The organism is Lacisediminihabitans sp., assembly GCF_043726815.1.
Classification (GTDB): domain Bacteria; phylum Actinomycetota; class Actinomycetes; order Actinomycetales; family Microbacteriaceae; genus Lacisediminihabitans.
Genome location: NZ_JAYSJZ010000040.1, coordinates 1 through 26984, shown reverse-complemented (window position 1 = coordinate 26984; position 26984 = coordinate 1). Strand labels below are relative to the sequence as shown.

Here is a 26984-nt window from a genome sequence, read left to right as displayed (position 1 = left end):
GCCTTGACAGCACGGATCCCCCCGGTTCTCAGACCGGAACATCCGCTAGCCAGGCCTCTCTCGGGACTCGTCACAGAGTTCGGGTTGGAGTACGTCGGCGACATCGACGGGGTCGAGATCACCGGTGTGACCCTCCGCAGCACGGAGGTGGAGCCGGGCGACCTGTACGTGGGCATCCGCGGGCTGCACAGCCACGGCGCGGAGTTCGCCACCCTCGCGGCGGAGAGCGGCGCCGTCGCCATGCTCACCGACCGGGTCGGGGCCACCCTGGGCGCGGACAGCGGCCTGCCGATCGTGATCGTCGACTCGCCGAGGGCGGCGCTCGGCGACGTCTCGGCATGGGTCTACCGCACCAACGAGCACCCGCCGCTCATGCTCGGCGTCACCGGCACGAACGGCAAGACCTCGGTCTCCTACCTCGTCGAGGGCATCCTCAAGCAGCTCGGTCTCGTCACCGGACTCAGCTCCACCGCCGAGCGGCACATCGGCGATCTCACGGTGGTCAGCCGGCTCACCACGCCCGAGGCCAGCGAGATGCACGCGCTGCTGGCGCGGATGCGGGAGAGCGAAGTGCGTGCCGTGGTCGTGGAGGTGAGCGCCCAGGCCCTCACCAGCAATCGGGTTGACGGGCTGCTTTTCGACGTGGTCGCGTTCACCAACCTCAGCCACGACCATCTCGACGACTACGCGACGATGGAGGACTACTTCGCCGCCAAGCTCGCGTTCTTTGAACCCGAGCGCGGCAGGCGCGGAGTGGTCTCCCTCGACACGCCGTGGGGCCAGCGCGTTGTCGAGGGCTCCCATATCCCCGTCACCACCATCTCTGCGACACCGGGCGTCGTCGGCGAGTGGAATGTGGAGATTCTGGACGAGAAGGCGGCATACACCGAGTTCCGTCTCACCGGTCCGGAGAACCGCTCTCTCGTCACTCGCGTGCCGGTGATCGGCTGGCACATGGCCGCCAACGCGGGGCTCGCGATCGTGATGCTCGTGGAGGCCGGCTTCGAGCTCGAGGCGATCGGCCAGGCGATCGAGGGTGGCATAAAGGCGTATCTTCCCGGGCGCACCGAACTCGTCTCCGGGGAGCGCGGCCCCTCCGTCTACGTGGACTTCGGGCACAGCCCGGATGCCTTCCTCAACACCCTCGCCGCGGTGCGCAAGGTGACGACCGGCAACGTCATCATGGTCTTCGGTGCCGACGGCGACCGGGACGCGACCAAGCGCCACGAGATGGGTCGAGTGGCCTCGGAGGGCTCGGACATCCTCGTGATCACCGACCACCATCCCCGCTTCGAGAACCCGGAGTCGATCCGGGCCACCCTCGTCGAGGGTGCGAACCTCGCCGAGCACCCCGCCGAGCTTCACGTCGTGAGCCCGCCGGAGCGGGCCATCCGCTTCGCGATCTCGCTCGCCGAGGAGGGCGACTCGATCCTCTGGGCGGGACCCGGCCACCAGGACTACCGCGACATCCGCGGCGAACGCACGCCGTACTCGGCGCGCGAGCAGGCGCGCGACGCCCTGCGCGAAGCGGGTTGGTCGTAGTGATCGCCATGACACCGGCCGAAATCGCCGCGGCCGTGGGAGGCGTTCTCGAACTGCCTTCCGGAGCCGAGCCAGGCGCGGTCTCCGTCTCCGCCACCGCGCAGACCGACTCCCGACTCGTCGAACCAGGGTCGATCTTCTTCGCCCTGCGCGGTGAGACCACCGACGGGCACCTGTTCGCACCGGCCGCCGTCGAGAACGGCGCGGCGCTGCTCGTGGTCGAGCGATCGCTCGATCTGCCGGTGGCCCAGGTCGTCGTCGACGACGCCCTCCAGGCCCTGGCCGATCTGGCCCGAACGGTCGTCGCGAGGGTGCGTTCGGCCGGCGACCTCAGGGTGATCGGCATCACGGGTTCGAACGGCAAGACCACCACCAAGAACATGCTGCGCGCCGTGCTGTCGGCCGTCGGACCGACGGTCGCTCCCCGGGGGTCGTTCAACAACCAGGTCGGCGCGCCACTGTCGATGCTCTCGGTGCAGCACGACACCCGCTTCCTCGTCGTGGAGATGGGGGCGAGCGGTGCCGGAGAGATCGCCAGGACCGTGGGCATCGTGATGCCGGACATCGCCGTGGTGCTCAAGGTCGGCCTCGCCCACAGCGGCGAGTTCGGCGGCATCGAGGCGACCCAGCGGGCCAAGGCCGAGATCGTGACCGGGCTGCCGCCCGAGGCGGTGGCCGTGCTCAACGTCGACGACGAAAGGGTTGCCGCGATGGCCGCGCTCACCCGCGCGCGTCCCGTCTGGTTCGGACTGGATGCTCGGGCCGAGGTGCGGGCGGACGATCTCCGCGCCACGGCGACGGGCACCCGCTTCACCCTGATCACCCCGGAGGGGCGCGCTGAGGTATCGCTGCGCATCCTCGGCGAGCACCACGTGATGAACGCGCTGGCGACCCTCGCGGTCGCCCGGGAGCTCGGCATCCCGCTGGAGGACGCCATCGCGTCCCTCGAGGCGGTGGAGCGCGCCGAGCGTTGGCGGATGGAACTGCTGCGCCGGGCCGACGGCGTCATCGTGATCAACGACGCGTACAACGCGAGCCCGGACTCGATGTCCGCCGCGCTGAAGACTCTTGCCCAGATCGTGGCACCGGGGGAGCGATCGATCGCCGTGCTCGGCGAGATGGCGGAGCTCGGCGACGACGCGAACGAGGAACACGACCGGATCGGCCGCCTCGTCGTGCGGCTGAACATCCAGAAGCTCGTCGTGGTCGGCCACGGTGCCCGCCACATCCACAATGCCGCCGGCCTCGAGGGATCGTGGGACGGCGAGTCGGTTCTCGTCGGCTCGCTCGACGAGGCCTACGATCTGATGAATCAGGATCTGAGGGCCGGGGATGTCGTGCTCGTGAAGTCGTCGAACTCTGCCGGACTCCGGCTGCTGGGCGACCGGCTGGGCGAGGTGCCCGCGTGATCGCCCTGCTCGTGGGCGCCGGCGTCTCGATGGTCTTCACCCTGCTTCTCACCCCGCTCTTCGCGCGGGCCTTCCGGTCGTTGAACCTGGGCCAGTTCGTTCGGGCAGACACCCCGACGGCCCACGTCATGAAGCGCGGCACGCCGTCGATGGGCGGAATCGTCTTCATCGCGGCATCGATCATCGGCTATTTCGTCGGCCATCTCGTGGCGCGGGACTCCGTCTCCGGGGCGGGGCTGCTCGTGCTCGCCATGATGGGCGGCCTTGGTTTCATCGGGTTCCTCGACGACTTCCTCAAGGTGAAACGGCAGAACAGCCTGGGCCTCGCCGGCTGGTACAAGATCCTCGGCACCGTGATCGTCGCCATCGTCTTCGCGGTGATCGCCCTCACCTACCGGGATGCGAACAACCGCACCCCGGCGTCGACGGCGATCTCGTTCGTGCGAGACCTCGACTTCAACTTCGTGAAGGTGTTCGGCCTCACCGCGGGGGTCATCCTCTTCGTCGTCTGGGTCGTGCTCATCACCACGAGCGTCTCGAACGCGGTCAACCTCACCGACGGCCTCGACGGCCTCGCCGCCGGCTCGTCGATCTTCGCGATCGGCTCCTACGTGATCATCGGGTTCTGGCAGTCGAACCAGTCCTGCTTCAGCCCCACCATCGATCAGGACAACCTGTTCAAGTGCTACCTGGTCTCCCGACCGCTCGATCTCGCCGTCGTGGCAGCCTGTATCGCCGGCGCCCTCGTCGGATTCCTCTGGTGGAATACGTCTCCCGCCCAGATCATGATGGGCGACACGGGATCGTTCGCCCTCGGTGGCGCCCTCGCCGGCCTCGCGATCCTCTCCCGCACCGAACTGCTTCTCGTGCTCATCGGCGGTCTCTTCCTCGTCGTCACCGGCCAGGTGATCATCCAGCGCATCTACTTCAAGCTGACCAAGGGCAAACGGATCTGGCGGGCGAGCCCGCTGCACCACCACTTCGAGATGAAGGGCTGGGCGGAGATCACCATCGTGGTGCGCTTCTGGGTGATCTCCGGGCTGTTCGTGGCCCTCGGGGTGGGGATCTTCTACCTCGAGTGGGTCTCCCGCTGATGCGGTCCGCAGAAGAGATCGCGGGTCTCACCAGCTGGCACGCCGACTGGAGCGGCCTGCGCGTGGCGGTGCTCGGACTCGGGGTGACCGGATTCGCAGTGGCCGACACCCTCGCCGAACTCGGCGCGGAGCTGCTCGTGCTCGCGGACCGGGCCGACGAGGAGACCGCGGACCTGCTCGGGGTGATCGGCGTGCCGCTCGTGCGTGACGGCCTCCCCGAGGCGTTCGACGTCTTCGCCCCGGAACTCGTGGTCGTGTCTCCCGGGTTCGCGCCGCATCATCCGCTGGTCGAGCGGGCGACGTCCCGTGGCATTGCGGTGTGGGGCGACGTGGAACTCGCCTGGCGGCTGCGCGACAAGACCGTGAGGGTGGCCGAGTGGATCGCGGTCACCGGCACCAATGGCAAGACCACCACCGTGCAGCTCGCCACGGCGATGATCGCGGCCTCCGGCAAGCGGGTGGTGGCCTGCGGAAACGTGGGCGTGCCCGTGCTCGACGCCGTTCGAGACCCGATCGGTTTCGACGTGCTCGTGGTCGAGCTCTCCAGCTTCCAACTGCACTACCTCGACAGCATGTCCGCGTGGGCAAGCGTCTGTCTCAACGTCGCCGAGGATCACCTCGATTGGCACGGCTCGGCCGAGGCCTATCGCGAGGCCAAGGCCAAGGTCTACGAGCGCACGGTCACCGCGTGCGTCTACAACATCGAGGACGAGGCGACCAGGACCATGGTGGAGCGGGCCGAGGTGGTGGACGGCTGCCGCGCCATCGGATTCGGGCTGGGCCTTCCCGGTCCGAGCGACCTCGGTGTCGTCGATCGCATCGTGGTGGACCGGGCGTTTCTCGATGATCGCCAGAGGTCGGCGATCGAGCTCACCACGATCGACGAGCTCGAGGTGGTGGGTCTCGGCTCCCCGCACATGGTCGCGAACGTGCTCGCGGCGTGCGCCCTCACGCGCTCCCTCGGGGTCGCTCCCGGCGTGATCCGGCTCGCGCTGCGCGCGTTCCTGCTCGACCATCACCGCACCGAGACCGTGGCGGAGGCCGACGGCATCCGCTGGGTCGACGATTCCAAGGCCACCAACCCGCACGCCGCCGCCGCCTCCCTCGAGGCATTCGACTCGGTCGTCTGGGTGGTGGGCGGACTGCTCAAGGGAGTGGATGTGAACGCGCTCGTTGCCGCCAACGCCCCGCGCCTGAGGGCCGCGGTGGTGATCGGGGCCGACCGGAGCGCTGTCGTCGACGCGTTCGCGCGACACGCGCCCGAAACGCCGCTGTTCGAGGTCGACACCGCTGACACTATAGAGGTAATGCCGACGGTCGTGAGGCTGTCGGCTGCGGTCGCGCGGAGCGGGGACACTGTGCTCCTGGCCCCGGCGGCTGCGTCGATGGACCAGTTCACCGATTACGCCGACCGGGGAAACCGATTCGCGACCGCAGTGCACGAGATGTTGGGAGGCAGGGCAGATGACCACGAGCCTCCCGCGCCCCCGCGCGACGAACTCTAGGACGGCGCCGCCGGCCCAGGCCCGGCGACCCATCAGGACCCCGGGGGCCGCCCCGCGGCCGACCGCCGGCCTCCCCGCCGCCGAGGCGCGCGAGCCGCGCCACGCACCGGCCGCCTTCGTCGCCGTGCGCCGCATCTTCGCCGCGGAGACCGGCAATTACTTCGTCCTGCTCGGCGCCACCCTCTTTCTGGTGGTCTTCGGGCTCATCATGGTTCTCTCCTCCTCGTCGGTGGAGTCCTTCCTCGCGAGCGGGGACTTCTTCAACGGCTTCGTGCGCCAGGTGCTCTTCGCGGCCCTCGGCATCCCGCTCATGCTCATCGCATCGCGGATGCCCGCGCGGTTCTGGAAGCGCTGGGCCGGAACCTTCCTGCTCTTCGCGATCGTGCTGCAGCTGCTCGTCGTGGCGACACCGCTCGGCGTCGAGCACGGCGGAAACAAGAACTGGATCAGCCTCGGGCCGTTCAGCGGTCAGCCGTCCGAGCTCGTCAAGCTGGGCCTGGTCGCTTGGCTCGGCTACATCCTGGCCCGCAAGCAGGGCTCGTTCGACAACTGGCGCGAGCTCGTGGTGCCGCTCGTGCCGGTGGCCGGGGCGGCCATCGGCTTCGTGGTGCTCGGCGGCGACCTCGGCACGTCCATCATCCTCACCCTGGTGGTGCTGGGGGCGGTCTTCTTCGCCGGGGTGCGCCTGCGCTACCTCGCGGTGCCGATCCTGCTCATCGCCTTTGCCGCCACGATCCTCTCGCTGGCCAGCACCTCGAGGCGCGACCGGATCGCCGCCTTCGCGTCCGGGTGCACCTCGGCGAGCGACTACCTGGGCAACTGCTTCCAGACCGTGCAGGGCTGGTGGGCTCTCGCCTCCGGTGGAGTATTCGGAGTTGGTCTCGGCAATTCCAAGGCCAAGTACTCCTGGCTGCCGGAGGCCGACAACGACTTCATCTTCGCCATCGTCGGCGAGGAGCTCGGGCTCATCGGCGCCATCCTGGTGCTCGCCCTCTTCATCGTTCTGGCCATCAGCTTCGTGCGGATCATCCGCGCCAACACCGACCCGTTTGCGCGCATCACGGTGAGCGCCGTCATGGTCTGGATAATCGGGCAGGCCTTCGTCAACATCGCGGTGGTGCTCGGCATCTTGCCGGTGCTCGGGGTGCCGCTGCCCCTCATCTCCGCCGGAGGGTCGGCCCTCATCACCTCGCTCATCGCGATCGGAATCGTGCTCTCCTTCGCCCGGCAGACGCCGGAGCCCGCTCTGGACACGCCGAGGACTGGGCGCTCCCGGTGACGCGGTACCTTCTCGCGGGAGGGGGCACCGCCGGGCACGTCAATCCGCTGCTCGCCGTCGCCGATCGCCTGCGTGACCGTGACCCGGATGCCGTGATCCTCGTGCTCGGCACGGCGGAGGGCCTCGAGGCCCGCCTCGTGCCCGAGCGGGGTTACGAGCTGCTCGTCGTTCCCCGGCTGCCGTTCCCGCGCCGGCCCAACCGGGCCGCGCTGCGCTTTCCCGGCCGATTCCGGCACCTCGTCTCGCTCATCCGCACGCTCATCACCGAGAATTCGATCGACGTCGTCGTGGGCTTCGGCGGCTACGTCTCGGCCCCCGCCTACCTCGCCGCCCGCGCCGAGCACGTCCCGATCGCCGTGCACGAGGCCAACGCCCGGCCCGGGATGGCGAATCGGCTCGGAGCGCGGTTCACCCGCTCGGTGGGTGTCGCATTCCGCGGCACGCGGCTGCCCCACTCCACCTTTGTCGGCATGCCGCTGCGCCGCGAGATCGAGACCCTCGACCGTGCGAGGGCGCGGCGGGAGGCCGCCGACTTCTTCGGCCTGTCGCCGGCGAAGCCCACCCTGCTGGTGACCGGCGGATCGCAGGGGGCGAAGAGCATCAACGAGACCGTCTTCGCCGCGGCGCCCTCCATCCTCGGAGCCGGCTGGCAGATCCTGCACATCACCGGGCAGCGCTCGGAGATCACCTCGAGCGACCTCGCCGGCTACCACGTGCTGCCGTACTGCGACCGCATGGATCTCGCGATCGCCGCCGCCGACTTCGCCGTCGCACGAGCGGGCGCTGCCACCGTGAGCGAGTTCACCGCGCTCGGCCTGGCGACGGCGTACGTGCCGCTGGCGATCGGCAACGGCGAGCAGCGACTCAACGCGCGCGAGGTGGTCGCCGCCGGCGGAGCCGTGATCGTGGCCAACGCCGAGTTCACCCCGCGCTGGGTGGCCGGCACCCTCGTGCCGCTGCTCGAGGACCGCGCGCTCGTGGCCGACATGGCCGCGCGCGCCAGGTCGGTGGGGGTGCTGGACGGAGCGGATCGCATGGTCGCCCTCGTCACGAGCGCGGCCGACGGACAAGTACATTTGTCACGATGATCAAGTCAGATTTCTCCCAGTCCGTGCCAGACGATCTCGGCCGGGTACACTTCGTCGGCATCGGCGGCGCCGGCATGAGCGGCATCGCGAGGCTCTTCCACGCGGCCGGTGTGCCGGTGACCGGCTCGGACATCCGCGCGACGGAGACCGTCGAGGCCCTCCGTGCGAGCGGGATCGACGTGGCGATCGGGCACGCCGCCGAGAACATCCGCGACGCGGACACCCTCGTGGTGACCGGGGCGATCGCCGAGGACAACCCCGAGTTCCTCGCCGCCCGCGAGCGTGGTCTGCCGATCGTGCATCGCGCGCAGGCGCTGGCCTGGCTCACCCGCGACCACCGGGTGGTTGCGGTCGCCGGTGCCCACGGCAAGACCACGTCGACGGCGATGATCGTGACCGCGATGCTCGCCCTCGACGTTGACCCGAGCTTCGTCAACGGGGGAGTGATCCGCTCGCTCGGCGTGAGCGCGGCCCCCGGAACCGGCGAGGTGTTCGTGGTCGAGGCGGACGAGTCCGACGGCTCGTTCCGGCTCTACGACACCGCGATCTCGCTCATCACCAACGTCGACCCCGACCACCTCGACCACTACGGCTCCGAGGAGGCCTTCGAGGAGGCGTTCGTCACCTTCGCCCGCACGGCCACGGAGCGCGTCGTCATCTCGAGCGACGACCCACGAGCCGTATCGGTGACCACCCGTCTCGGCGACCGCGGCGTGCTCACCTTCGGGCAGCATCCGGACGCCGACATCCGACTCCACTCGCTCGACACCGCCGCGACCGTGGCCTTCACCCTGCGCTACCTGGGCACCGACTACAGCACTCGCCTGCGCGTGGCCGGCCTGCACAATGCGATCAATGCCGCCGGAGCCTTCGGCGTGCTCGTGTCCCTCGGCTTCGAACCGCAGGCGGCGCTCGACGCGATCGCGCTGTTCGACGGCACCGAGCGGCGCTTCGAGTTGCGCGGAAGCGTGGGCGGCGTGAGCGTGTACGACGACTTCGCCCACCACCCCACCGAGATCCGGGCCGCGCTCTCCGGCGCACGAGGGGTCGTGGGGGCCGGGCGTCTGATCCCGATCTTCCAGCCGCACCTCTACACCCGCACGCGGGACATGGCGCAGGAGTTCGCCGAGACCTTCGAGTCCCTCGCCGATCACACCATCGTCGTGCCGATCTACGGGGCACGGCAGGATCCGGAGCCCGGCGTGACCGGCGAGCTGATCACCGGCAGGTTCACCGATCCGTCGTCGGGCCGCTACGTGGAGGACTGGCAGGATGCCGTCGACTACGCGGCGCGGATCGCCCGGCCAGGGGACTTCGTGATCCCGATGGGCGGCGGAGACATTTACCAGATCATCCCCCGACTGCTGGAGGCCCTCGACAAACGGACGCGGGCCGCCGCGACCGACGAATGAGCGGCCGCGAGTGAAACGACCACAGGGATTCGACCGGCGACGGACGGAGCAACCGGCAGCACCGGTCGCGGGCACGGCGCCGAAGTCTGCCAAGGCCGCTCCGGCCGTGCCCCCGGCAAAGAGTCGTGCATCGACGCCCGCGCCGACGGTACCGGTGCGACCCACGTCACCGGTGCGGCCGGCTACCTCTCCGACCACCCCGCCCGCAGAGCCCGCCGCGAACGCGTCCAAGAAGGCCGCGACGCGCACGCTCCCTCCGACGGATCCGCCGGTCGCCGAGCGCGAATTGAAGAAGGCCGCGCGGGCACGGCGGCGGTACGAACGCGGCGAGGTCCGCCGCTTCACCCGGCGCTCGCGTCGCCGCCGAGTCGCCTGGCTGACGGCGGCGATCACCGCGGTCGTTCTGGTGGGTCTCGTGACCGTGGCCGTGTATTCCCCGCTGCTCGCCCTGCGCACTGTGACGGTCGTCGGGACCACGCGGGTGGATGCGGCAGCGGTGCGGGACGCGGTCGCCGACCAGGTCGGCAAGCCGCTCGCCCTCGTGGACTTCGCGCGGCTGAAGGCCGAGCTGTCCCACTTCCCGCTCATCCGCAGTTTCGTCACCGAGACCGTGCCGCCGGACACCCTCGTGATTCGGGTCACCGAGCGCGCGCCGGTGGGGAGCGTCGCCACCGCCTCCGGCTTCTCCGTGGTTGATCCGGCCGGCGTGGAGATCGAGAAGTCCGCCGACCGTCCGCCGTCCCTGCCACTCATCGACGTCGGTGAGACGAACGCCAAGGGACCGGCCTTCCAGGCGGCGGTCGCGGTGCTGCTCGCCCTTCCGCCGAGTGTGCTCGGCAAGGTCGACAGCGTCACGGCCCAGACCAACGACGACGTCACCCTCACGCTCACCGGGGCGGGCCAGATCGTGGTGTGGGGGAGCGCCGAGAACTCGCAGCTCAAGGCGCGAGTGCTCGTCGCCCTCATGAAGACCCAGAGCGCGTCGTCCCCCGTAAAGTACGACGTGTCCGCTCCCACGAATCCGGTCGTCGGCCCGGTCTGAGCGATCGTCCCGCTCGCTCGGAATCCGCGTTTCTCGCGACCAGATTCCGCGACACGCTGGCGCGCCTCACGCCTGCGTGTGCCCGCGGCGCTTACCGTCAAATCAAGAAACCTATACCGAGCATAACTTTAAGGCTCTAGTAAAGGTTGAGAGTTTTTTCAAGCGGAGGCCGGACGTGACATCGAACCAAAACTACCTCGCCGTGATCAAGGTCGTCGGCATTGGCGGCGGCGGCGTTAACGCCGTAAACCGGATGATCGAACTCGGGCTCCGAGGAGTCGAGTTCATCGCCATCAACACCGACGCGCAGGCGCTGCTCATGAGCGATGCCGACGTCAAGCTCGACGTCGGACGCGAGCTCACCCGCGGCCTGGGCGCCGGCGCGGACCCCGAGGTCGGCCGTCGCGCCGCCGAGGACCACGCAGAAGAGATCGAAGAGGCGCTGGCCGGCGCGGACATGGTCTTCGTCACCGCCGGAGAGGGCGGCGGCACCGGTACGGGCGGCGCCCCGGTCGTGGCCCGCATCGCCAAGTCGATCGGTGCGCTCACCATCGGTGTCGTGACCCGTCCGTTCGGCTTCGAGGGCAAGCGTCGCGCCGCGCAGGCGGACGTCGGCGTCTCGGCGCTCAAGAGCGAGGTGGACACGCTCATCGTGGTGCCCAACGATCGCCTGCTCGAGATCAGCGATCGCGGCATCTCGTTCCTCGAGGCCTTCGCCACCGCCGACCAGGTGTTGCTCGCCGGCGTGCAGGGCATCACCGACCTGATCACCACCCCGGGCCTCATCAACCTCGACTTCGCCGACGTCAAGTCGGTCATGCAGGGAGCCGGATCCGCGCTCATGGGCATCGGGTCGTCGCGCGGTGCGGATCGAGCCATCAAGGCCGCGGAGCTCGCCGTCGCGTCGCCGCTGCTCGAGGCATCGATCGACGGGGCGCACGGGGTGCTCCTGTCCATCCAGGGCGGATCCAACCTCGGAATCTTCGAGATCAACGACGCGGCCCGCCTCGTGCAGGAGGCCGTGCATCCCGAGGCCAACATCATCTTCGGCGCCGTCATCGACGACACCCTCGGCGACGAGGTGCGCGTCACGGTGATCGCGGCCGGCTTCGACGGCGGGGAACCGGTCGTCAAGAAGAACGGCCACCGCTCCAACTTCGTCGATGCCGCCGTTCCGGTGGCCGTCGGCGTCGGCGCAGCGGCGTCCACCGGCTACACCGAGGCCGAGCCGGCCGCGGTGCCGGCCTGGTCGCCCGAGCCCGAGCTGCCCAGTGCGCCCAGCGCCCAGAAGGACCCGGTGTTCGACGATGACGATGACGACCTGGACATTCCGGACTTCCTCAAGTAGCGCCCACGTCCGCGGCGAAGCGATCTCATGACCGCGGGCGTTGCGCTGCCCGAGCGACTCGAGAAGGTGCGTCGGGGAATCGCGGATGCCGCGACCGAGGCCGGGCGGAGTGCCGCCGAGATCTCGCTCATCGTCGTCACGAAGTTCCACCCGCCGCAGCTCGTGCGCGACCTGTTCGCGCTCGGGGTCACCGACTTCGGCGAGAACCGGCACCAGGAGGCGCAGGCCAAGGCGGCGGAACTCGCCGACCTCGACCTCACCTGGCACTTCATCGGTCAGCTTCAGAGCAAGAAGGCGCGGCAGGTGCGGGCATACGCGCGCGTCATCCACTCGCTGGATCGCGACTCCGTCGTTGATGCGCTCGCCTCTGCCGACTCGACCGTCGACTGTTTCGTGCAGCTCAACCTCACCGACGACCCGGCGAGGGGCGGAGTGCGGCACGCCGACCTCGAGGCCCTCACCGAGCGGGTGCTGGCGACGAGCGGTCTGCGCCTTCTGGGCGTCATGGCCGTCGCCCCGGTCGGCGAAGAACCCCGCGCGGCGTTCGCCAGGGTGCGCGCCGCGTCGGACAGGGTGAGGGCGATCGCGCCCGCCGCCCGCTACATATCCGCCGGAATGTCCGGCGACTATCGCGAAGCCGTTCTCGAAGGCGCGACACACCTGCGCATCGGGTCGGCAATCACGGGAAACCGGCCACCCGCCGGTTAATCTGAACACAAGAGTTTCACCACAGGAGGCACGAAATGGCTAACCCGCTACGCAAGACCATGGTTTATCTGGGCCTTGCGGATGAAGAGCTCGAGTACGAGGAGACCGCACCGGCGGCGCCAGCCGCGCCGGTCGCTCATCACGTGCCGCAGCCGGTGAGCAACCGTGCCCCGGTGACCCCCCTGCGCCGCGCGCCGAGCCAGCGGTCGGCCGCACCCGCCGAGATGAACGAGATCCTGACGGTGCACCCGCGCCAGTACAAGGACGCCCAGGTCATCGCCGAGAGCTTCCGCGACGGCATCCCGGTGATCATCAACCTCTCCCAGATGAGCGAGCCGGAGGCGCGCCGTCTCATCGACTTCGCCAGCGGCCTCTCGCAGGGCCTCTACGGCAAGATCGAGCGCGTCACCAGCAAGGTGTTCCTGCTGTCGCCGGCGCACGTGGCCGTGAGCGGCGACCAGGCCGAGGTTGAGCCTGACGTCGACGCGTCCTTCTTCGCCCAGTCCTGACCTCGGACCCGGCCGGGAGTTCCGTGTTTGTACTGTCGCTCATCGCGACCCTCGTCTATGTCCTTCTGCTCATCTACTCGTTCGTCATGTGGGGTCGGCTCGCGCTGGATGTCGCGCGCACCTTCCTGCCGAGCTGGCGTCCGAAGGGCGCCGGCCTGGTCATCGCGGAATTCGTGTTCTCCGCCACCGATCCACCGATCAAGGCCGTGCGCAGGCTCGTGCGTCCGATCCGGATCGGCGGCATAGCGCTCGACCTCTCGTGGTCGATCGTGATGCTCGCGGTAATCATCCTGATCTACGTCGTTCAGGTAATCCGTGCACTTGTGTAACCTGTGAACTGCGGTCGCCGACCGCGCGAGTTCATGACCCCCGTGACCCGGGTTGTTTGCTAGCGTTAGTTCATTGTCAATAAACGCAGTACCAGAGAGTTCTTGAGGTGACACCAATGGCCCTGACGCCGGAAGATGTAGTCAACAAGCGGTTCCAGCCGACGAAATTCCGCGAAGGATACGACCAGGACGAGGTCGATGACTTCCTGGACGAGGTCGTCGTCGAGCTGCGCCGCCTCAACCAGGAGAACGAGGAGCTTCGCCAGCGCCTGATCGCGAGCGACGCCCGCATCAGCGAGCTTCAGCGCGCGGCATCCGGCCCGGCAGCCGTCGAGGCAGCTCCGCAGCCTCAGTTCGCCGCCGCTCCGGCCGTCGTCGCCGCCGCCCCCGTGGTCGCCGCCCCGGCTCCCTACCAGGCTTCCGACCCCAACGCCATCGACCCGAGCAACACGAACAACCTCCTCCAGCTTGCCCGCAAGCTTCACGAGGAGCACGTGCGCGAGGGCATCGAGAAGCGCGACGCTCTCATCGCCGAGGGCCACGCCACGGCGGCCCGCATCGTGAGCGAGGCCGAGGAGGCCCAGCGCACCCAGATCAACGCGCTCGACCAGCAGCGCGCCGCGCTCGAGACCCGGATCGAAGAGCTCCGCACATTCGAGCGGGAGTACCGCCAGAAGCTCAAGAGCTACATCGAGGGCCAGCTGCACGAACTCGACGCCACCGAGGTGACCTCGAACAGCGCCGCTGCGGCGGTCGCACCGGGCAGCGCCTCGTTCGCGTCGTCGTCGTCGTTCGACTCGGCTCCGGTCGACTCCGCGCCGGTCGACGCGGTGCCGTTCGACTCGGCTCCGGTCAGCAGCCAGACGCCTCCACCAGCCAGCTACCAGGGCTTTGGCGGCAACTGAGCCGCAGGCGGAGGTTCGCTCTACACCGGTCAGCGTTCGTGCTCTCGTCACGCTGTCCGTTGTGGCGGTCGCTGTCTACGGTCTCGACCAGCTATCCAAGTTCCTGATTGTCTCGAACCTCACCGAGGGCGAACTGGTACGCGTTCTCGGTGAGGTTCTTCAGTTCCACTTCGTGAAGAACTCCGGCGCCGCCTTCTCCTTCGCCAGCGGTTCGACCTGGATCTTCTCGATAGCCGCCTCCGCCGTCACGATCTTCATCATCGGGTTCTCCCGGCGCATCCGATCGGTCGGCTGGGCCGTGCTGTTCGGGATGCTCCTGGGCGGCACCACAGGCAACCTCACCGACCGGCTCTTCCGGGAACCCGGCTTCGGGGTCGGCCACGTGGTCGACTTCATCCAGGTCATCGGCTTCCCGGCGATCTTCAACATCGCCGATTCGTTCATCGTCGCGAGCATGGGGCTGTTCATCATCCTCACAATCCGCGGCGTCGGGCTGGACGGCAAGCGCAGCCACGGCAAGACGCCGGCGGCGGACACCGCGCAGGATGCCGAGCCGCGGCCCTCAACGCCAGACGACAGCAAGTAGGCACCTCGATGGAAACACGCAGCCTGCCGGTGCCCGACGGACTGGCCGGCGAGAGGACCGATGCGGCGATCGCGAAGCTGCTCGGGTTCTCCCGCAGCTTCGCGGCCGAGGTGGCCGAGTCCGGGGGAGTGACGGCCGACGGCGTGGTGCTCGGCAAGTCCGATCGCCTGCCGGCCGGCAGCTGGCTCGAGGTCACCTGGCAGCCCAAGGAGGCCCCGCGCATCGAACCGGTGGTCGTGCCGGACCTCACGATCGTCTACGACGATGACGACATCGTCGTCGTCGACAAGCCGGTGGGCGTGGCCGCACATCCGTCGGTGGGCTGGACCGGGCCGACCGTGCTCGGAGCCCTCGCCGGCGCCGGCTTCCGGATCTCCACCTCCGGGGCATCCGAACGCGCGGGAATCGTGCACCGCCTCGATGCGGGCACGAGCGGCCTCATGGTGGTGGCCAAGAGCGAGCGGGCATACTCGGAGCTGAAGCGCGCCTTTCACGACCGCGAGGTGGAGAAGATCTACCACGCCGTGGTGCAGGGCCATCCCGACCCGCTCGCCGGAACCATCGATGCGCCGATCGGGCGGCATCCCAGCTCGAGCTGGAAGTTCGCCGTGACTATCGACGGCAAGGACTCGGTGACCCACTACGAGACCCTCGAGGCATTTCCCAGCGCGTCGCTGCTCGAGGTGCACCTCGAGACGGGTCGGACCCACCAGATCCGCGTGCACATGGCCGCCCAGCGGCACCCCTGCGTGGGCGACGCCATGTACGGCGCGGACCCCACGATCTCGGCCAGGCTGGGCCTGACGAGGCAGTGGCTCCACGCCATGCAACTCGGCTTTCGGCACCCGGCGACGGGCGAACCGGTGGTCTTCCGCAGTCGGTATCCCGCCGACCTGCAACACGCGCTCGACGTGCTTCGACGCGACTGAGCCGGGCTTAAGCTAAAGGCCGGGGAAAACATCCAGCCCTCGGTTAGTCGGAGTATCGGTGCCAGCCAGCAATGAATCTTTCGTGCATTTGCACGTGCACAGCGAGTACTCGATGCTGGACGGTGCCGCCCGTGTCGGCCCGCTCATCCAGGCCGCCGCCGAGCAGAAGATGCCCGCCATCGCGGTGACCGACCACGGCAACATGTTCGGCGCATACGACTTCTGGAAGACCGCGACGGCCAGCGGAGTCAAGCCGATCATCGGCACCGAGGCGTACATCACTCCTGGGACCGCCCGGCAGGATCGCACCCGGGTCAAGTGGGGGGCGAACCACCAGAACCAGGACGACGTGGGCGGGTCGGGCTCGTACACCCACATGACCCTGCTCTCGGAGAACAACGAGGGCATGCACAACCTGTTCCGGTTGTCGTCGCTCGCCTCGATCGAGGGCTTCTACTTCAAGCCGCGGATGGACCGGGAGCTGCTGAGCCGCTATGCCAAGGGCATCATCGCCACGACGGGCTGCGTCGGCGGCGAGGTGCAGACGCGGCTGCGCCTCGGCCAGTACGACGAGGCACGCAAGGCCGCCGCGGACTTCCAGGACATCTTCGGCAAGGGCAACTTCTTCGCCGAGATCATGGACCACGGCATCGACATCGAGCGCCGCACCATGGAGGACCTGCTTCGCCTCGCGAAGGACCTCGACCTGCCGCTCGTCGCCACCAACGACCTGCACTACACCCACGCGCACGACGCGACGGCGCACGCCGCCCTGCTCTGCGTGCAGTCCGCCTCCACCCTCGACGACCCGAATCGCTTCAAGTTCGACTCCGACGAGTTCTACCTCAAGTCGGCAGACCAGATGCGTCACCTGTTTCGCGACTACCCGGAGGCCTGCGACAACACGCTGCTCATCGCCGAGCGCTGCGAGGTGTCGTTCGAGCACCGCGACCTCATGCCGCGGTTCCCCGTGCCGGAGGGCGAGACGGAGGCCTCCTGGTTCGAGAAGGAGGTCGGCGTCGGCATGATGCGGCGCTTCAAGAACGCGCCATCCGAGGCCCACCTCGCCCAGGCGAAGTACGAGGTCGACGTCATCAAGCAGATGGGCTTCCCGGGGTACTTCCTCGTCGTGGCCGACTTCATCGCCTGGGCGAAGGCGCAGGGCATCCGGGTGGGCCCGGGTCGGGGGTCGGCCGCCGGATCGATGGCCTCGTACGCCATGGGCATCACCGAGCTCGACCCGCTCGCGCACGGACTCATCTTCGAGCGCTTCCTCAACCCCGAGCGCGTCTCCATGCCCGACGTCGATGTCGACTTCGACGACCGGCGCCGGCCCGAGGTGATCCGCTATGTGACGGAAAAGTACGGCGACGACCGGGTCGCCCAGATCGTGACCTACGGCACGATCAAGGCGAAGCAGGCGCTCAAGGACTCCGCCCGGGTGCTCGGCATGCCGTATTCGGTGGGGGAGAAGCTCACCAAGGCCATGCCGCCGGCGATCATGGGCAAGGACATCTCGCTCAGCGAGATCCTCGATAAGGATGCCCCGCGCTACAAGGAGGCCGCCGACTTCCGGGCGGTGCTCGAGACCGACCAGGAGGCCGCGAAGGTCTTCGACACGGCGAAGGGCATCGAGAACCTCAAGCGCCAGTGGGGCGTGCACGCCGCCGGCGTGATCATGTCGGCCGAACCGCTTCTCGATGTGCTGCCGATCATGAAGCGCGAGGACGACGGCGCGATCATCACGCAGTTCGACCAGCCTCCGCTCGAGTCCCTGGGCCTGATCAAGATGGACTTCCTCGGCCTGCGCAACCTCACCATCATCGAGGACGCGCTGCGCATGATCGAGCAGAACACGGGCAACAAGCTCGTGATCGAGGACCTCGACCTCGACGAGGACCAGAAGACCTACGACCTGCTGGCCCGGGGAGAGACGCTGGGCGTGTTCCAGCTCGACGGCGGCCCCATGCGCTCGCTGCTCAAGCAACTCAAGCCCACGAGCTTCGAAGACATCTCGGCCGTCATCGCCCTGTACCGCCCCGGCCCCATGGGCATGAACTCGCACACCAACTACGCGCTGCGCAAGAACGGCCTGCAGAAGATCGAGGCCATCCACCCGGAGCTCGAGGAGCCCCTGCGGGAGAGCCTCGGCATCACTTACGGCCTCATCGTGTACCAGGAGCAGGTGATGTCCGTCGCCCAGAAGGTGGCCGGCTTCACGCTCGGGCAGGCCGACGTGCTGCGGCGCGCGATGGGCAAGAAGAAGAAGTCGGAGCTCGACAAGCAGTACGCCGACTTCGAGGCCGGCATGAAGGCCAACGGCTACAGCGCGAACGCCGTGAAGGTGCTCTGGGACACCCTGATGCCGTTCGCCGACTACGCCTTCAACAAGGCCCACAGCGCCGGCTATGGCGTGCTGAGCTACTGGACCGCGTACCTCAAGGCCAACTTCCCGGCCGAGTACATGGCCGCCCTGCTCACGAGCGTCGGTGACTCCAAGGACAAGCTCGCGCTCTACCTGAGCGAGTGCCGGCGCATGGGCATCCGGGTGCTCGCGCCCGACGTGAACGAGTCCTCCGGCGACTTCACCGCCGTCGCCGGCGACATCCGCTTCGGCCTCGGCGCGATCCGCAACGTCGGGTCGAATGTCGTGGAGTCGATCAAGCGCGCCCGGGACGAGAAGGAGCGATTCGAGTCCTTCCACGACTTCCTGCGCAAGGTGCCGATCCAGGTGGCCAACAAGCGCACGGTGGAGTCCCTGATCAAGGCGGGAGCCTTCGACTCGACGGCCGCGACCAGGCGCGCCCTGCTCGAGATCCACGAGGACGCCATCGACTCGGCGGTGAGCGACAAGCGCGCCGAGGCGAACGGCCAGGTCGGCTTCGACTTCGACAGCCTGTGGGACGAGCCGCAGGCGGTGAACCAGGTTCCGGACCGGCCGGAGTGGTCAAAGCGCGACAAGCTCGCCTTCGAACGCGAAATGCTCGGGCTCTACGTCTCCGATCATCCGCTCGCCGGCCTCGAGGTGCAGCTCGCCAAGCACGCGAGCGCGAGCATCATGGAGATCCTGGGCGGGGATGTCGCGGCCGACGGCGAGCACGTGACGGTCGCCGGACTCATCACCTCGGTGCAGCACCGCACCGCGCGAAACTCCGGAAACCAGTACGGACTCATCACGGTGGAGGACTTCGCCGGGGAGATCACCGTGATGTTCCTCGGCAAGACCTACCAGGAGTTCTCGCCGGCCCTCACCAACGACTCCATCGTGGTGGTGCGCGGCCGGGTCAGCGTGCGCGACGACGGCATGAACCTGCACGCGGTCAGCATGTTCAGCCCGGACATCGGGCAGAGTCTGGGCTCCGGCCCGCTCGTCATCTCGGTGCCCGAGCAGCGGGCGACTACCGACATCGTCACGGCGCTCAACGACGTGCTCATCCGGCACTCCGGCGACACGGAGGTGCGGCTCAAGCTCGTGAAGGGCGACACGGCCCGGGTGTTCGAGGTGCCGTATCCGGTGTCCGTGAACGCCGATCTTTACGGCGAGCTCAAGTCCCTGCTCGGGCCGAGCTGCCTGGGCTAGACCGCCCCGAGTTGGCTCGGTAGAGCGCCCGCGCGGTGCGACGAGTCGGGAAAAGTGGCCGGTTTTCGCGTGGCGAAGCGGCCATTCGCCCCGACTCGACGACGGTCGTGGCGGCCCTGAGATGGGGCGTCGACGGCGGGAGTACCATCCCCAGTTCGGGGCGTCGCCGTTTTGTGAGAGTATCTCGTGATGTACTGTCCCGGGGACGCACCCCGGGCAGGCGCGCACGAGGGGACCGAACGGATGGCAGTGTCACTTCAGCCTCTTCGATCGGCCTTCCGTGTCGTGGCGAGGTCCCTCAACCTCGCCGAATTCGTTTCTCGCCGCCAGGACGCGAGGGGCGACATCTTTGCGAGCGACGCGGCGAGCGGAGTGGTCGCCGGTGAGGATTCGTACCGCATCATGACGATCGGTGAGGGCACCGCGGTCGGCCTTGGGGTGCGCAGCCACGAGTTCGGCGCGGCCGCGCAGTGCGCGCGTCGGCTCGCGCGCGCCGCGGGCTCCGGCGTGTACTGGTCGTCGGTCGGCTTCCCGGACGGCCGGCTGCGATCCGCGCCGGCCATCGCCTCCTCCGCGGCGACCTTCGCCCGAGTCGACGTGGTGATCCTGATGATCGGAATCACCGACGCTCTGCGCCTGACATCCCGGGCCAGTTGGCGGCGGCTGATCGCGATCACCGTAGACCAGCTTTCCGCCCACCTCGCGAGCGATGGGCAGGTTCTCGTCGCCGAGATTCCGCCGATGGACAATGCCGGATCGATCTCCCGTGCGGCTCGGCTGGCCTCCGGATACCAGGCCAGGGTACTGAACCGGATCACCCGGGAGGTCGTGGCGACCAGGCCGCGGGTCAGTTCTGTCGCCTTTCCGGCCTCGCTGCACCAGGAGCTCTGGCTCCCCGAGTCACGGGATTCGTCGTACCGGCGGATGTACGCCGAGTGGGGAGCGGCGCTGGCGGCGGCCGTGACCACCCAGCCGATAAGTCGGCCAGTAGCATTCCCCGTCGCGACGAGGGAGCCGGACGCCGCCTGATCGCGTGAGGGGAATCTGACTCGCAGGTCGCTCTCCGGGGGTTCTTATGCGAATCCAAGCTCGCGGGAGCACCGTTGATCGTGGTTGGCGGCTGTCGACGATCGAGAGGTGGCGGCATGAGCATTCGATCCCAGGGCAGGGAGCTCGCGGCGAGCGTGACCGTGGTGGTGGGCGTGGTGAGCCTCGCGGCCACCGGCATCGTGTCCCTGGCGCTCTGGCTCGGCACGGCGCGGCCCGCCTCGTCGGTCGGGACATCGACTGTGCAGCGCGGCGACGACTCCGACCCGAACCAGTCCGGATTCTCCGACGACGGCAGCCAACAGCAGGTGGGCCCCTCCGTCCCTGGCCAGGGCTTCGGGCAACACGCCCAATCGACCGGATCCTGAGCGATTCCGCGGCAGTGGATCGTTTCGCGGTACCCGGGTACGATTCTGCCCAATGGTCGGTGCCGCCGAGGAGGAAGCCGATGGGAGAACAGTTCGCCACCGTCGATGAGTACATCGCCTCGTTTCCCGCGGAGGTTCAACCCGTGCTCGAGCGGGTTCGCGGGGAGTTGCACGGCGCGGCACCCTCGTCCATCGAGACGATCAGCTATGGGATGCCCACGATGATGCTCGACGGACGACGCCTGGCGTACTTCGCCGGCTGGAGACGGCATGTGGCCCTCTACGCCGTGCCGCCGATGAGGGACGACCTCGAGCGGCAGCTCGCCCCGTACCGCGGTGACAAGGGCACGCTGTCCTTCCCGTACTCGGAGCCGGTGCCCTACGGCCTCATCCGACGGCTCGCCGACGATCTCGTGCGACTCCGGCGGCGCGTCTCCGGGTGACGTCGACCAACTCGTGCTCGAGCAGTTGCCGCAGCCGGTCGAGGTCCGGGCAGGCGTCCGGATCGGCAGCGAGACTGATCGTGAGGGTGCCGCAGTAGGAGAGCGCCGAGAAGGAGACCGTCACGTTGCCGACAGCGACGCTGAGGGGGATCACGGACACGACGGGCCAGTCGCCGATGGTGAGCCTGTTCTCGGGACCCCTCAGGTTGCTGACGAAAGTCTGGATGAGGCGCTGGTGGTCGATGAACCGCCGAAACAGACCGGCGCGCGCCAGCAGGCGAAAGCCGGGCCCGAGCATGGCGGTCGAGGCTCCGGGCCCCGATCGTTTCGCCGCGCGGGTGATGACGGCCACAGCATCGAGGCGTTCGTCTGGGTCGCCGGTGGCGGGCAGGCGCAGCGGGATCACCCCGCTCGCGTTCCCGAGCCGTGAGGCGGCGGTCGTGCGTCTGGCGGAGAACGGCACCGAGACGACGATGGTCTCTGACGGCTCGCCGCGCTCGGCCAGCAGCCGACGCAGGGCCCCGGTGATGGCACTGAGCACGACGTCGTTCACGGTCGCCTGATGGCCGTGCGCGGTCTCGCGCACCCGCTGAAGCTCGCAGGCGACCGTGGCGAACCTCCGGCGCCGCCCGGTGGGCCGATTGAGGGAGGACCGCGGCGGGCGCGTCCGCAGCGCAGGACCGAGCTGCAGCGCGGCCCGGGCCAGTCGCGCGAGTGCCGACGGAAGGCGCGTCAGGGCACAGACCCGATCGCGGGCGGCGTCCCTCGCAAGCTCGGCGGTGCCGGGGCGCGACCTCGGGAACAGCGGGTCCTCCGAGGGCGCGCCGGCGAGCGCGGCCAGCACGGCGAGTCCGCCGATGCCGTCCGCGAGCACGTGGTGGTAGACGATCACGAGTGCCGCGCCGCCGTCGCCGAGGCTCGTGACGATACTCGCGCGCCACAGCGGACGGTCGTGGGGGAGTCGACTCGTGATGAGGCCGGCGGCGACGTCGAGCACCGAGGCCGGGCCGGGCGGCGACAAGCAGGCAACTATCGACAGGTGGTCGGCCAGCCGGAATTCTGCATCGTCGACCCAGATCGGCCTCCCGCATCCGAAGGGCGCCCGCTCGAGCCGTTGTCTCAGCCGCGGGATTGCGGGGAGCCGTTGCTCGATCGCCCGCACCAGGCGTTCCGGCTCGAATCCCTGGCCGACGTCGAGCATCAGCACGGCGCCCACCTGCATCGGCGCGGATCCGCGGTCCGAGGCCAGCGACATGAGGTCGTCGCTGCTAGCACGGTCGACTCTCGGGGGGCTCACCGTCGGCCCGGGGATCGCCTGCCGTGCAGGAGACTGGCGATCAGCACCACGAACTGCACGGCCAGCCCCACCGCCGTGCCGACCATCGCCACGATCAGCACGACGCGCGCCACTGTGGCCCAACCTAGCGACGAGCCGGAGAAATCGAAGGGGAACACCTCCCAGAACGCCACCAGCGTCGCCATGCCGATGGCCAGCGTGACCAGGTCGCCCAGCGCCTTGAGCCAGGTTCGATCCGTCACGACATAGACGGCGTTCACGATCGCCCCGGCGACAAGTGAGAGAGTGACCAGGCCGAGCACCTGCGTGGTGTCCTCGGTGAGGAACGGCAGCGCCCTCCACCCCGGCCACACGTTGACGCCGTAGAGCAGCAGCCCGTTGATCCCGACGGCGAGCGCGTATCCCACGCGCCTGGCGGTCGCGCTTTCCGTGCGGCGCGGGGCGATGGTCGACATGCGAGAAGTCTCCCGGCAGACCCGGGCCCCTCACTAGGTGCGAAGGTCCCGGTTTCCCCGCCACGGGGTCGTCAGTCCTTCTCGGACGGCTGCCCCGGCTTGTTCGCCTCCGCCTCGAGGTCGGCCTGCTCCATGTTCTCGATGTTGGTCAGTGACGGGTATGGACCGACCTCGGTCTGGCCATCGCCCGTCATGTCGCCCACCGGAGTTTCGTCGGGGGACTCTCCGTTGTTGCCGCTCATTGTGCACCTCCGCGTCGTCGCAGCGAACACCTCGCTGGCCTGAACGGTAGGCCCGTTCGGCGCGCGCGTCCAGTGCCCAGCCGGACGGAGGATCATGGAGGCATGGACCCGACGAAGCGACTGCTGTTCTGGCTCAAGGTGCCGTACGCCGCGGACGCGGTCCTCGTCTTGTTCGGGGTGGGGCTGTTGCTCTCGGGGATGACGGTCGGCTGGTGGGTGCTCGTGTTCGCGGGCGTGCGCGCCGCGATCGGAACCTTCGCCCTGTTCTGGATCGCCCCGCGGGTGATCGCTCGGCGGCAGGTGCAGAAGCCGCAGTCCCGCGGCTAGCTGTACTGCCCAGGGACGTTGGTTAACCGGCTGATGAGTGGGCGGCCTCCGATCGCGGTGTGGGACCTGTGTTGATTGGATTCGTGTGCAGGACGGCTCCGGCGTCCACGGGTGTCCGCTCTGCAGACTCTGGTTGTGCAGGACGGGTTGTGCAGGACGGCAGGACGGGTTGTGCAGGATGGCTCGGGCGGATAGCGAGTGTGATAAGTGCAGACCCGACGGGAACGTCCTGCAGACCGGGACCGTGCGGGTCGCCACACCCCTGCCGTGTCCTGCACAAGCTGTCTTGCCCAAGCTGTCTTGCCCAAGCTGTCCTGCAGAAGCTGTCCTGCACAACTGGAGTCTGTGGAGTAGGCATCCGCGCCTCCGGGGCCCGTCCTGCAGAACACGGCCCGACCGACGCGGGCGGCACTGCTAACAGCTAGAGGGCCGAGAAGTTCCAGCTTCCGGCGAGCATCGTCGCGGCGACCGGCGACCGGCATGCGGCAGGCGGCATATGGCGGAGGGCGGCCGCGACGGGGGTCGAGGTCCACGGCCACGAGATTCGCACCGTCGCCGACGGCCACACGCGGTCGGTCCGTAACGGTGTTTGGAGTCACAGCAGCATCAGCGTGGGACAGGAGGACCTCGCTCACGTTCACCGACTGAAGCGAGTCGTCACACCCAATCAACCAATCTGCCTGGGCAGTACACCTCGCTAGACCTCGTCGCCCGGCTTGAGGTAGCGGCGTTCGTGGTAGAGGAGCGCGTCGTCGGGCTCGCCGAGCGCACCCTCCTCGATCTGCACCACGATCACCGCGTTTCCCGCCACGTTGAGGCGTTCGACGATGCGTCCGATCATCCAGGAGGTGACGCCCTTGAGAATCGGGATGCCGTGCGGCCCCTCGTACCAATGGTCGCCGTCGAAACGCAGGGCGTGGTCGCCCGACATCCGCTCGGCCAGATGGCGGGTGCGCACGCCCATCGTCTGGATCGCGACGTAGTCCGTGCCGACGATCGCCGGCCAGGCGCTGGCGGTGCGGGCCATGTTGAAGGTTGCGAGCGGGGGCACGGCGGCGAGAGACGCGAGGGAGGTGGCGGTGAAGCCGACCGGCTTGCCCTCCGGGGTGAGGGCGGTGATCACGACAACGCCGGCCGCGTGCCGCCGGAAGGCGTGCTTGAACGCCGCGAGCCCATCCGGCTCTTCGGTGTGGGGCGCCGGGGCCATGTCATTCATCCTCAATGCCAATCAGTGCGGCGCGGTCGTTATTCCCGGGCGGATGCCCGGCGCCGCCGTCGAATAGGATGGTCTGGCCATGATCCAGACGATAGACCTGCGGGGTCTCAAGCCTAGCCGTGCCGAACTCCTGGATCTGATCCCGAGGTCGCTCACCGATGTGTCCGCCGCCACCGCCGTCGCGAGCGAGCTCATCGACGATGTGCGGCGCCGGGGCGCGGCGGCCCTCATCGACCAGGCGGCCCGACTCGACGGCGTGCGCCCCGACCGGGTGCGCCTGGACGTCGCCACCGTGTCCGCTGCCGTGCGGGGGCTGCGTCCCGACGTGCGCGACGCGCTCGAGGAGGCCATCGATCGCGTGCGCTCCGCATCACGCGCCCAGCTTCCCACCCCGACGGTCACCCGGCTCGGCCCGGGGGCCGAGGTGATCCAGCGGTGGAGCCCCGTGCAGCGAGTGGGGCTGTACGTTCCGGGCGGAAAGGCCGTCTACCCGTCGAGCGTCGTCATGAACGTCGTGCCGGCGCAGATCGCCGGCGTCTCGTCGATCGCCCTCGCCTCGCCTCCGCAGAGGGAATTCGGCGGCTTGGTTCACCCCACGATCCTGGGGGCCGCCGGCCTGCTCGGCATCGACGAGGTCTACGCCATGGGCGGCGCCGGGGCGATCGGCGCCTTCGCCTGGGGGGTCGCGGAGCTTGGCCTCGACCCCGTTCAGGTGATCACCGGGCCAGGAAACGTCTACGTCGCCGCCGCCAAGCGGCTAGTCAGGGGCCAGGTCGGAATCGACTCTGAGGCGGGTCCCACCGAGATCCTGGTGATCGCGGATGCCACGGCAGACGCCTTCCTCGTGGCGAGCGACCTGCTCAGCCAGGCCGAGCACGACGAACTCGCGGCGGCGGTGCTCGTGACCGATTCTCCGGAACTCGCGGATCGCGTGCGCGTCGAGCTGGAGCGGATCGCACCGCTCACGCCGCATCGCGCCCGGGTCGACACGGCGCTCCGCGGGCAGCAGTCCGCCGTGGTGCTCGTCGACGACCTGCCGGCCGCGGCCGCCTTCAGCAACGTGTACGGCCCGGAACACCTCGAGATCCAGACGGCGGAGCCGGGTGCGGTGCTCGACCTGATCGAAAGCGCCGGGGCGATCTTCCTCGGCGACAACTCCCCGGTGAGCCTCGGCGACTACCTCGCTGGCTCCAACCACGTGCTGCCCACCGGCGGCCAGGCCCGGTTCACGCCGGGCCTCGGGGCGTACACCTTCCTTCGTCCGCAGCAGGTGATCCGCTACAACCGGGAGGCGCTTCGCGCGGTGGAGGCCGACATCGTGGCCCTCGCCACCGCCGAGGACCTGCCGGCCCACGCCGCGGCGGTCACCGCCCGATTCTCCGAGCGCTGACCCGCCCTCGCACGAACGCGCCGGGCAGCCGGTATCCTGAGAACCATGTTTTGCCCCTTCTGCAGGCACCCAGATTCCCGCGTCATCGACTCGCGCACGAGCGACGACGGGATGTCTATCCGTCGCCGTCGGCAGTGCCCGGATTGTGGACGGCGATTCTCCACGACCGAGACCGCGAGCCTCAACGTCGTGAAACGAAGCGGTGTCGTGCAGCCATTCAGCCGCGAGAAGATCGTGTCCGGAGTGCGCAAAGCGTGCCAGGGCAGACCGGTCACCGACACTGATCTCGCGATGCTCGCCCAGCGGGTGGAGGAGACGATCCGTGCGACCGGCGCGTCCCAGGTGGACGCCAACGACATCGGACTCGCGATCCTCCCTCCGCTTCGCGAGCTCGACGAAGTGGCCTACCTGCGCTTCGCCAGCGTGTACCAGGGGTTCGACTCGCTCGAGGACTTCGAGGCGGCAATCACCCTTCTCCGCGTCGAACACGATGCGGCGGAAGAGGTCACTGAGAACTGACGGCGTCGGCGGCCCGCTAGCCTGAACACGGCATGTATCGACTACTTTTCAGGCTCGTCCTCACCCGGCTCGACCCGGAGACCGCCCACCACCTCGCGTTCGACATAATTCGCTGGCTCCCTCGCCTCGGAGTCGGCGCCATCCTGCGCCGGCTCAGCCAACCGGATCCGTCCCTCGCGGTCGACACTCTCGGCCTGCGGTTCGCCTCGCCATTCGGCGTCGCTGCCGGTTTCGACAAGGACGGCCGCGCCATCCGGGGACTTGGCCAGCTCGGATTCGGGCACGTCGAGGTCGGCACGATCACGGCAATCGCCCAGCCGGGCAATCCGAGCCCTCGACTCTTCCGCCTCGTCGCGGACGGCGCAGTGATCAACCGCATGGGATTCAACAATCAGGGAGCGGCGGATGCTGCACC

Annotated in this window: 26 protein-coding genes and 1 pseudogene; 23 read left to right on the top strand and 4 right to left on the bottom strand. The window is 68.7% G+C overall.

Going from position 1 to position 26984, the window contains the following annotated elements; translation table 11 throughout:
* Window positions 1-3 precede the first annotated feature (3 nt).
* The 19 genes from ACHZD8_RS04220 (at window position 4) to ACHZD8_RS04130 (ending at window position 21123) form a co-directional block, all read left to right on the top strand.
* The gene (locus ACHZD8_RS04220) at window positions 4-1542 is read left to right on the top strand and encodes a Mur ligase family protein (RefSeq protein WP_394768903.1); all 1539 of its coding nucleotides are present in this window, start codon (window positions 4-6) and stop codon (window positions 1540-1542) included.
* Window positions 1542-2951, top strand: coding sequence for a UDP-N-acetylmuramoyl-tripeptide--D-alanyl-D-alanine ligase (gene murF, locus ACHZD8_RS04215; RefSeq protein ID WP_394768902.1), 1410 nt, complete (start codon window positions 1542-1544; stop codon window positions 2949-2951). The genes ACHZD8_RS04220 and murF overlap by 1 nt, the downstream gene beginning before the upstream one ends.
* Complete coding sequence (mraY, locus tag ACHZD8_RS04210; RefSeq protein ID WP_394768901.1) at window positions 2948-4045, top strand: phospho-N-acetylmuramoyl-pentapeptide-transferase; 1098 nt, start codon at window positions 2948-2950, stop codon at window positions 4043-4045. Before murF ends, mraY begins: the two co-directional genes overlap by 4 nt.
* Window positions 4045-5550: a UDP-N-acetylmuramoyl-L-alanine--D-glutamate ligase gene (gene murD, locus ACHZD8_RS04205; protein ID WP_394768900.1), complete on the top strand. Its 1506-nt coding sequence runs from the start codon at window positions 4045-4047 to the stop codon at window positions 5548-5550. Before mraY ends, murD begins: the two co-directional genes overlap by 1 nt.
* Window positions 5510-6829, top strand: coding sequence for a putative lipid II flippase FtsW (gene ftsW / locus ACHZD8_RS04200; protein ID WP_394768899.1), 1320 nt, complete (start codon window positions 5510-5512; stop codon window positions 6827-6829). The genes murD and ftsW overlap by 41 nt, the downstream gene beginning before the upstream one ends.
* Window positions 6826-7917 carry a UDP-N-acetylglucosamine--N-acetylmuramyl-(pentapeptide) pyrophosphoryl-undecaprenol N-acetylglucosamine transferase gene (locus ACHZD8_RS04195; RefSeq protein WP_394768897.1) on the top strand — a complete coding sequence of 364 codons (1092 nt, stop codon included), beginning with the start codon at window positions 6826-6828 and terminating at the stop codon, window positions 7915-7917. The genes ftsW and ACHZD8_RS04195 overlap by 4 nt, the downstream gene beginning before the upstream one ends.
* Window positions 7914-9329: a UDP-N-acetylmuramate--L-alanine ligase gene (murC, locus tag ACHZD8_RS04190; RefSeq protein WP_394768896.1), complete on the top strand. Its 1416-nt coding sequence runs from the start codon at window positions 7914-7916 to the stop codon at window positions 9327-9329. Before ACHZD8_RS04195 ends, murC begins: the two co-directional genes overlap by 4 nt.
* Before the next feature lie 154 nt (window positions 9330-9483).
* Entirely contained in the window at window positions 9484-10371 is an 888-nt protein-coding gene (locus ACHZD8_RS04185; protein WP_394768894.1) for an FtsQ-type POTRA domain-containing protein, read from the top strand.
* Window positions 10372-10546: 175 nt separating this feature from the next.
* The gene (ftsZ, locus tag ACHZD8_RS04180; RefSeq protein ID WP_394768893.1) at window positions 10547-11719 is read left to right on the top strand and encodes a cell division protein FtsZ; all 1173 of its coding nucleotides are present in this window, start codon (window positions 10547-10549) and stop codon (window positions 11717-11719) included.
* A gap of 27 nt (window positions 11720-11746) precedes the next feature.
* Window positions 11747-12427: a YggS family pyridoxal phosphate-dependent enzyme gene (locus ACHZD8_RS04175; RefSeq protein ID WP_394768892.1), complete on the top strand. Its 681-nt coding sequence runs from the start codon at window positions 11747-11749 to the stop codon at window positions 12425-12427.
* Between the two features lie 35 nt (window positions 12428-12462).
* Complete coding sequence (locus tag ACHZD8_RS04170) at window positions 12463-12936, top strand: cell division protein SepF (protein ID WP_394768891.1); 474 nt, start codon at window positions 12463-12465, stop codon at window positions 12934-12936.
* Window positions 12937-12959: 23 nt separating this feature from the next.
* Entirely contained in the window at window positions 12960-13265 is a 306-nt protein-coding gene (locus ACHZD8_RS04165; protein WP_394768890.1) for a YggT family protein, read from the top strand.
* A gap of 116 nt (window positions 13266-13381) precedes the next feature.
* Complete coding sequence (locus ACHZD8_RS04160; protein WP_394768889.1) at window positions 13382-14170, top strand: DivIVA domain-containing protein; 789 nt, start codon at window positions 13382-13384, stop codon at window positions 14168-14170.
* A complete protein-coding gene (lspA, locus tag ACHZD8_RS04155; protein WP_394768888.1) occupies window positions 14157-14756 on the top strand; it encodes a signal peptidase II in 600 nt (199 codons plus the stop codon). Before ACHZD8_RS04160 ends, lspA begins: the two co-directional genes overlap by 14 nt.
* An 8-nt stretch (window positions 14757-14764) precedes the next feature.
* Window positions 14765-15685, top strand: a complete 921-nt coding sequence (locus ACHZD8_RS04150) for an RluA family pseudouridine synthase (protein WP_394768887.1) — start codon at window positions 14765-14767, stop codon at window positions 15683-15685.
* Between the two features lie 58 nt (window positions 15686-15743).
* Window positions 15744-19265 carry a DNA polymerase III subunit alpha gene (dnaE, locus tag ACHZD8_RS04145; RefSeq protein ID WP_394768886.1) on the top strand — a complete coding sequence of 1174 codons (3522 nt, stop codon included), beginning with the start codon at window positions 15744-15746 and terminating at the stop codon, window positions 19263-19265.
* A 249-nt stretch (window positions 19266-19514) separates the two neighbouring features.
* Complete coding sequence (locus ACHZD8_RS04140; protein WP_394768885.1) at window positions 19515-20294, top strand: hypothetical protein; 780 nt, start codon at window positions 19515-19517, stop codon at window positions 20292-20294.
* A gap of 116 nt (window positions 20295-20410) precedes the next feature.
* Window positions 20411-20680 (top strand): hypothetical protein, encoded by a 270-nt coding sequence (locus tag ACHZD8_RS04135; protein WP_394768884.1) that lies wholly within the window; start codon window positions 20411-20413, stop codon window positions 20678-20680.
* Between the two features lie 80 nt (window positions 20681-20760).
* The gene (locus tag ACHZD8_RS04130; RefSeq protein WP_394768883.1) at window positions 20761-21123 is read left to right on the top strand and encodes an iron chaperone; all 363 of its coding nucleotides are present in this window, start codon (window positions 20761-20763) and stop codon (window positions 21121-21123) included.
* Here ACHZD8_RS04130 and ACHZD8_RS04125 read toward each other — a convergent pair.
* The 3 genes from ACHZD8_RS04125 to ACHZD8_RS04115 form a co-directional block, all read right to left on the bottom strand.
* Window positions 21068-22378 carry a wax ester/triacylglycerol synthase domain-containing protein gene (locus ACHZD8_RS04125; protein ID WP_394768882.1) on the bottom strand — a complete coding sequence of 437 codons (1311 nt, stop codon included), beginning with the start codon at window positions 22376-22378 and terminating at the stop codon, window positions 21068-21070. The two genes, ACHZD8_RS04130 and ACHZD8_RS04125, sit on opposite strands and share 56 nt — an antisense overlap.
* Before the next feature lie 38 nt (window positions 22379-22416).
* A complete protein-coding gene (locus ACHZD8_RS04120) occupies window positions 22417-22875 on the bottom strand; it encodes a hypothetical protein (RefSeq protein WP_394768881.1) in 459 nt (152 codons plus the stop codon).
* A gap of 71 nt (window positions 22876-22946) precedes the next feature.
* The gene (locus ACHZD8_RS04115) at window positions 22947-23117 is read right to left on the bottom strand and encodes a hypothetical protein (protein ID WP_394768880.1); all 171 of its coding nucleotides are present in this window, start codon (window positions 23115-23117) and stop codon (window positions 22947-22949) included.
* A gap of 102 nt (window positions 23118-23219) precedes the next feature.
* Between ACHZD8_RS04115 and ACHZD8_RS04110 the strand changes: the two genes are divergently transcribed.
* A complete protein-coding gene (locus tag ACHZD8_RS04110) occupies window positions 23220-23444 on the top strand; it encodes a hypothetical protein (RefSeq protein WP_394768879.1) in 225 nt (74 codons plus the stop codon).
* Window positions 23445-24141: 697 nt separating this feature from the next.
* On the opposite strand, the gene ACHZD8_RS04105 is transcribed toward ACHZD8_RS04110, so the two are convergent.
* Window positions 24142-24651, bottom strand: a complete 510-nt coding sequence (locus tag ACHZD8_RS04105) for a flavin reductase family protein (protein WP_394768878.1) — start codon at window positions 24649-24651, stop codon at window positions 24142-24144.
* A gap of 88 nt (window positions 24652-24739) precedes the next feature.
* On the opposite strand from ACHZD8_RS04105, the gene hisD reads away from it, so the two are divergent.
* From hisD to ACHZD8_RS04090, 3 genes and pseudogenes are all read left to right on the top strand, one after another.
* Entirely contained in the window at window positions 24740-26050 is a 1311-nt protein-coding gene (gene hisD / locus ACHZD8_RS04100; protein ID WP_394768877.1) for a histidinol dehydrogenase, read from the top strand.
* A gap of 45 nt (window positions 26051-26095) precedes the next feature.
* Window positions 26096-26569, top strand: coding sequence for a transcriptional regulator NrdR (nrdR, locus tag ACHZD8_RS04095; protein WP_394768876.1), 474 nt, complete (start codon window positions 26096-26098; stop codon window positions 26567-26569).
* Window positions 26570-26601: 32 nt separating this feature from the next.
* A pseudogene (locus ACHZD8_RS04090) lies at window positions 26602-26984 on the top strand (dihydroorotate dehydrogenase (quinone)); the annotation flags it as partial.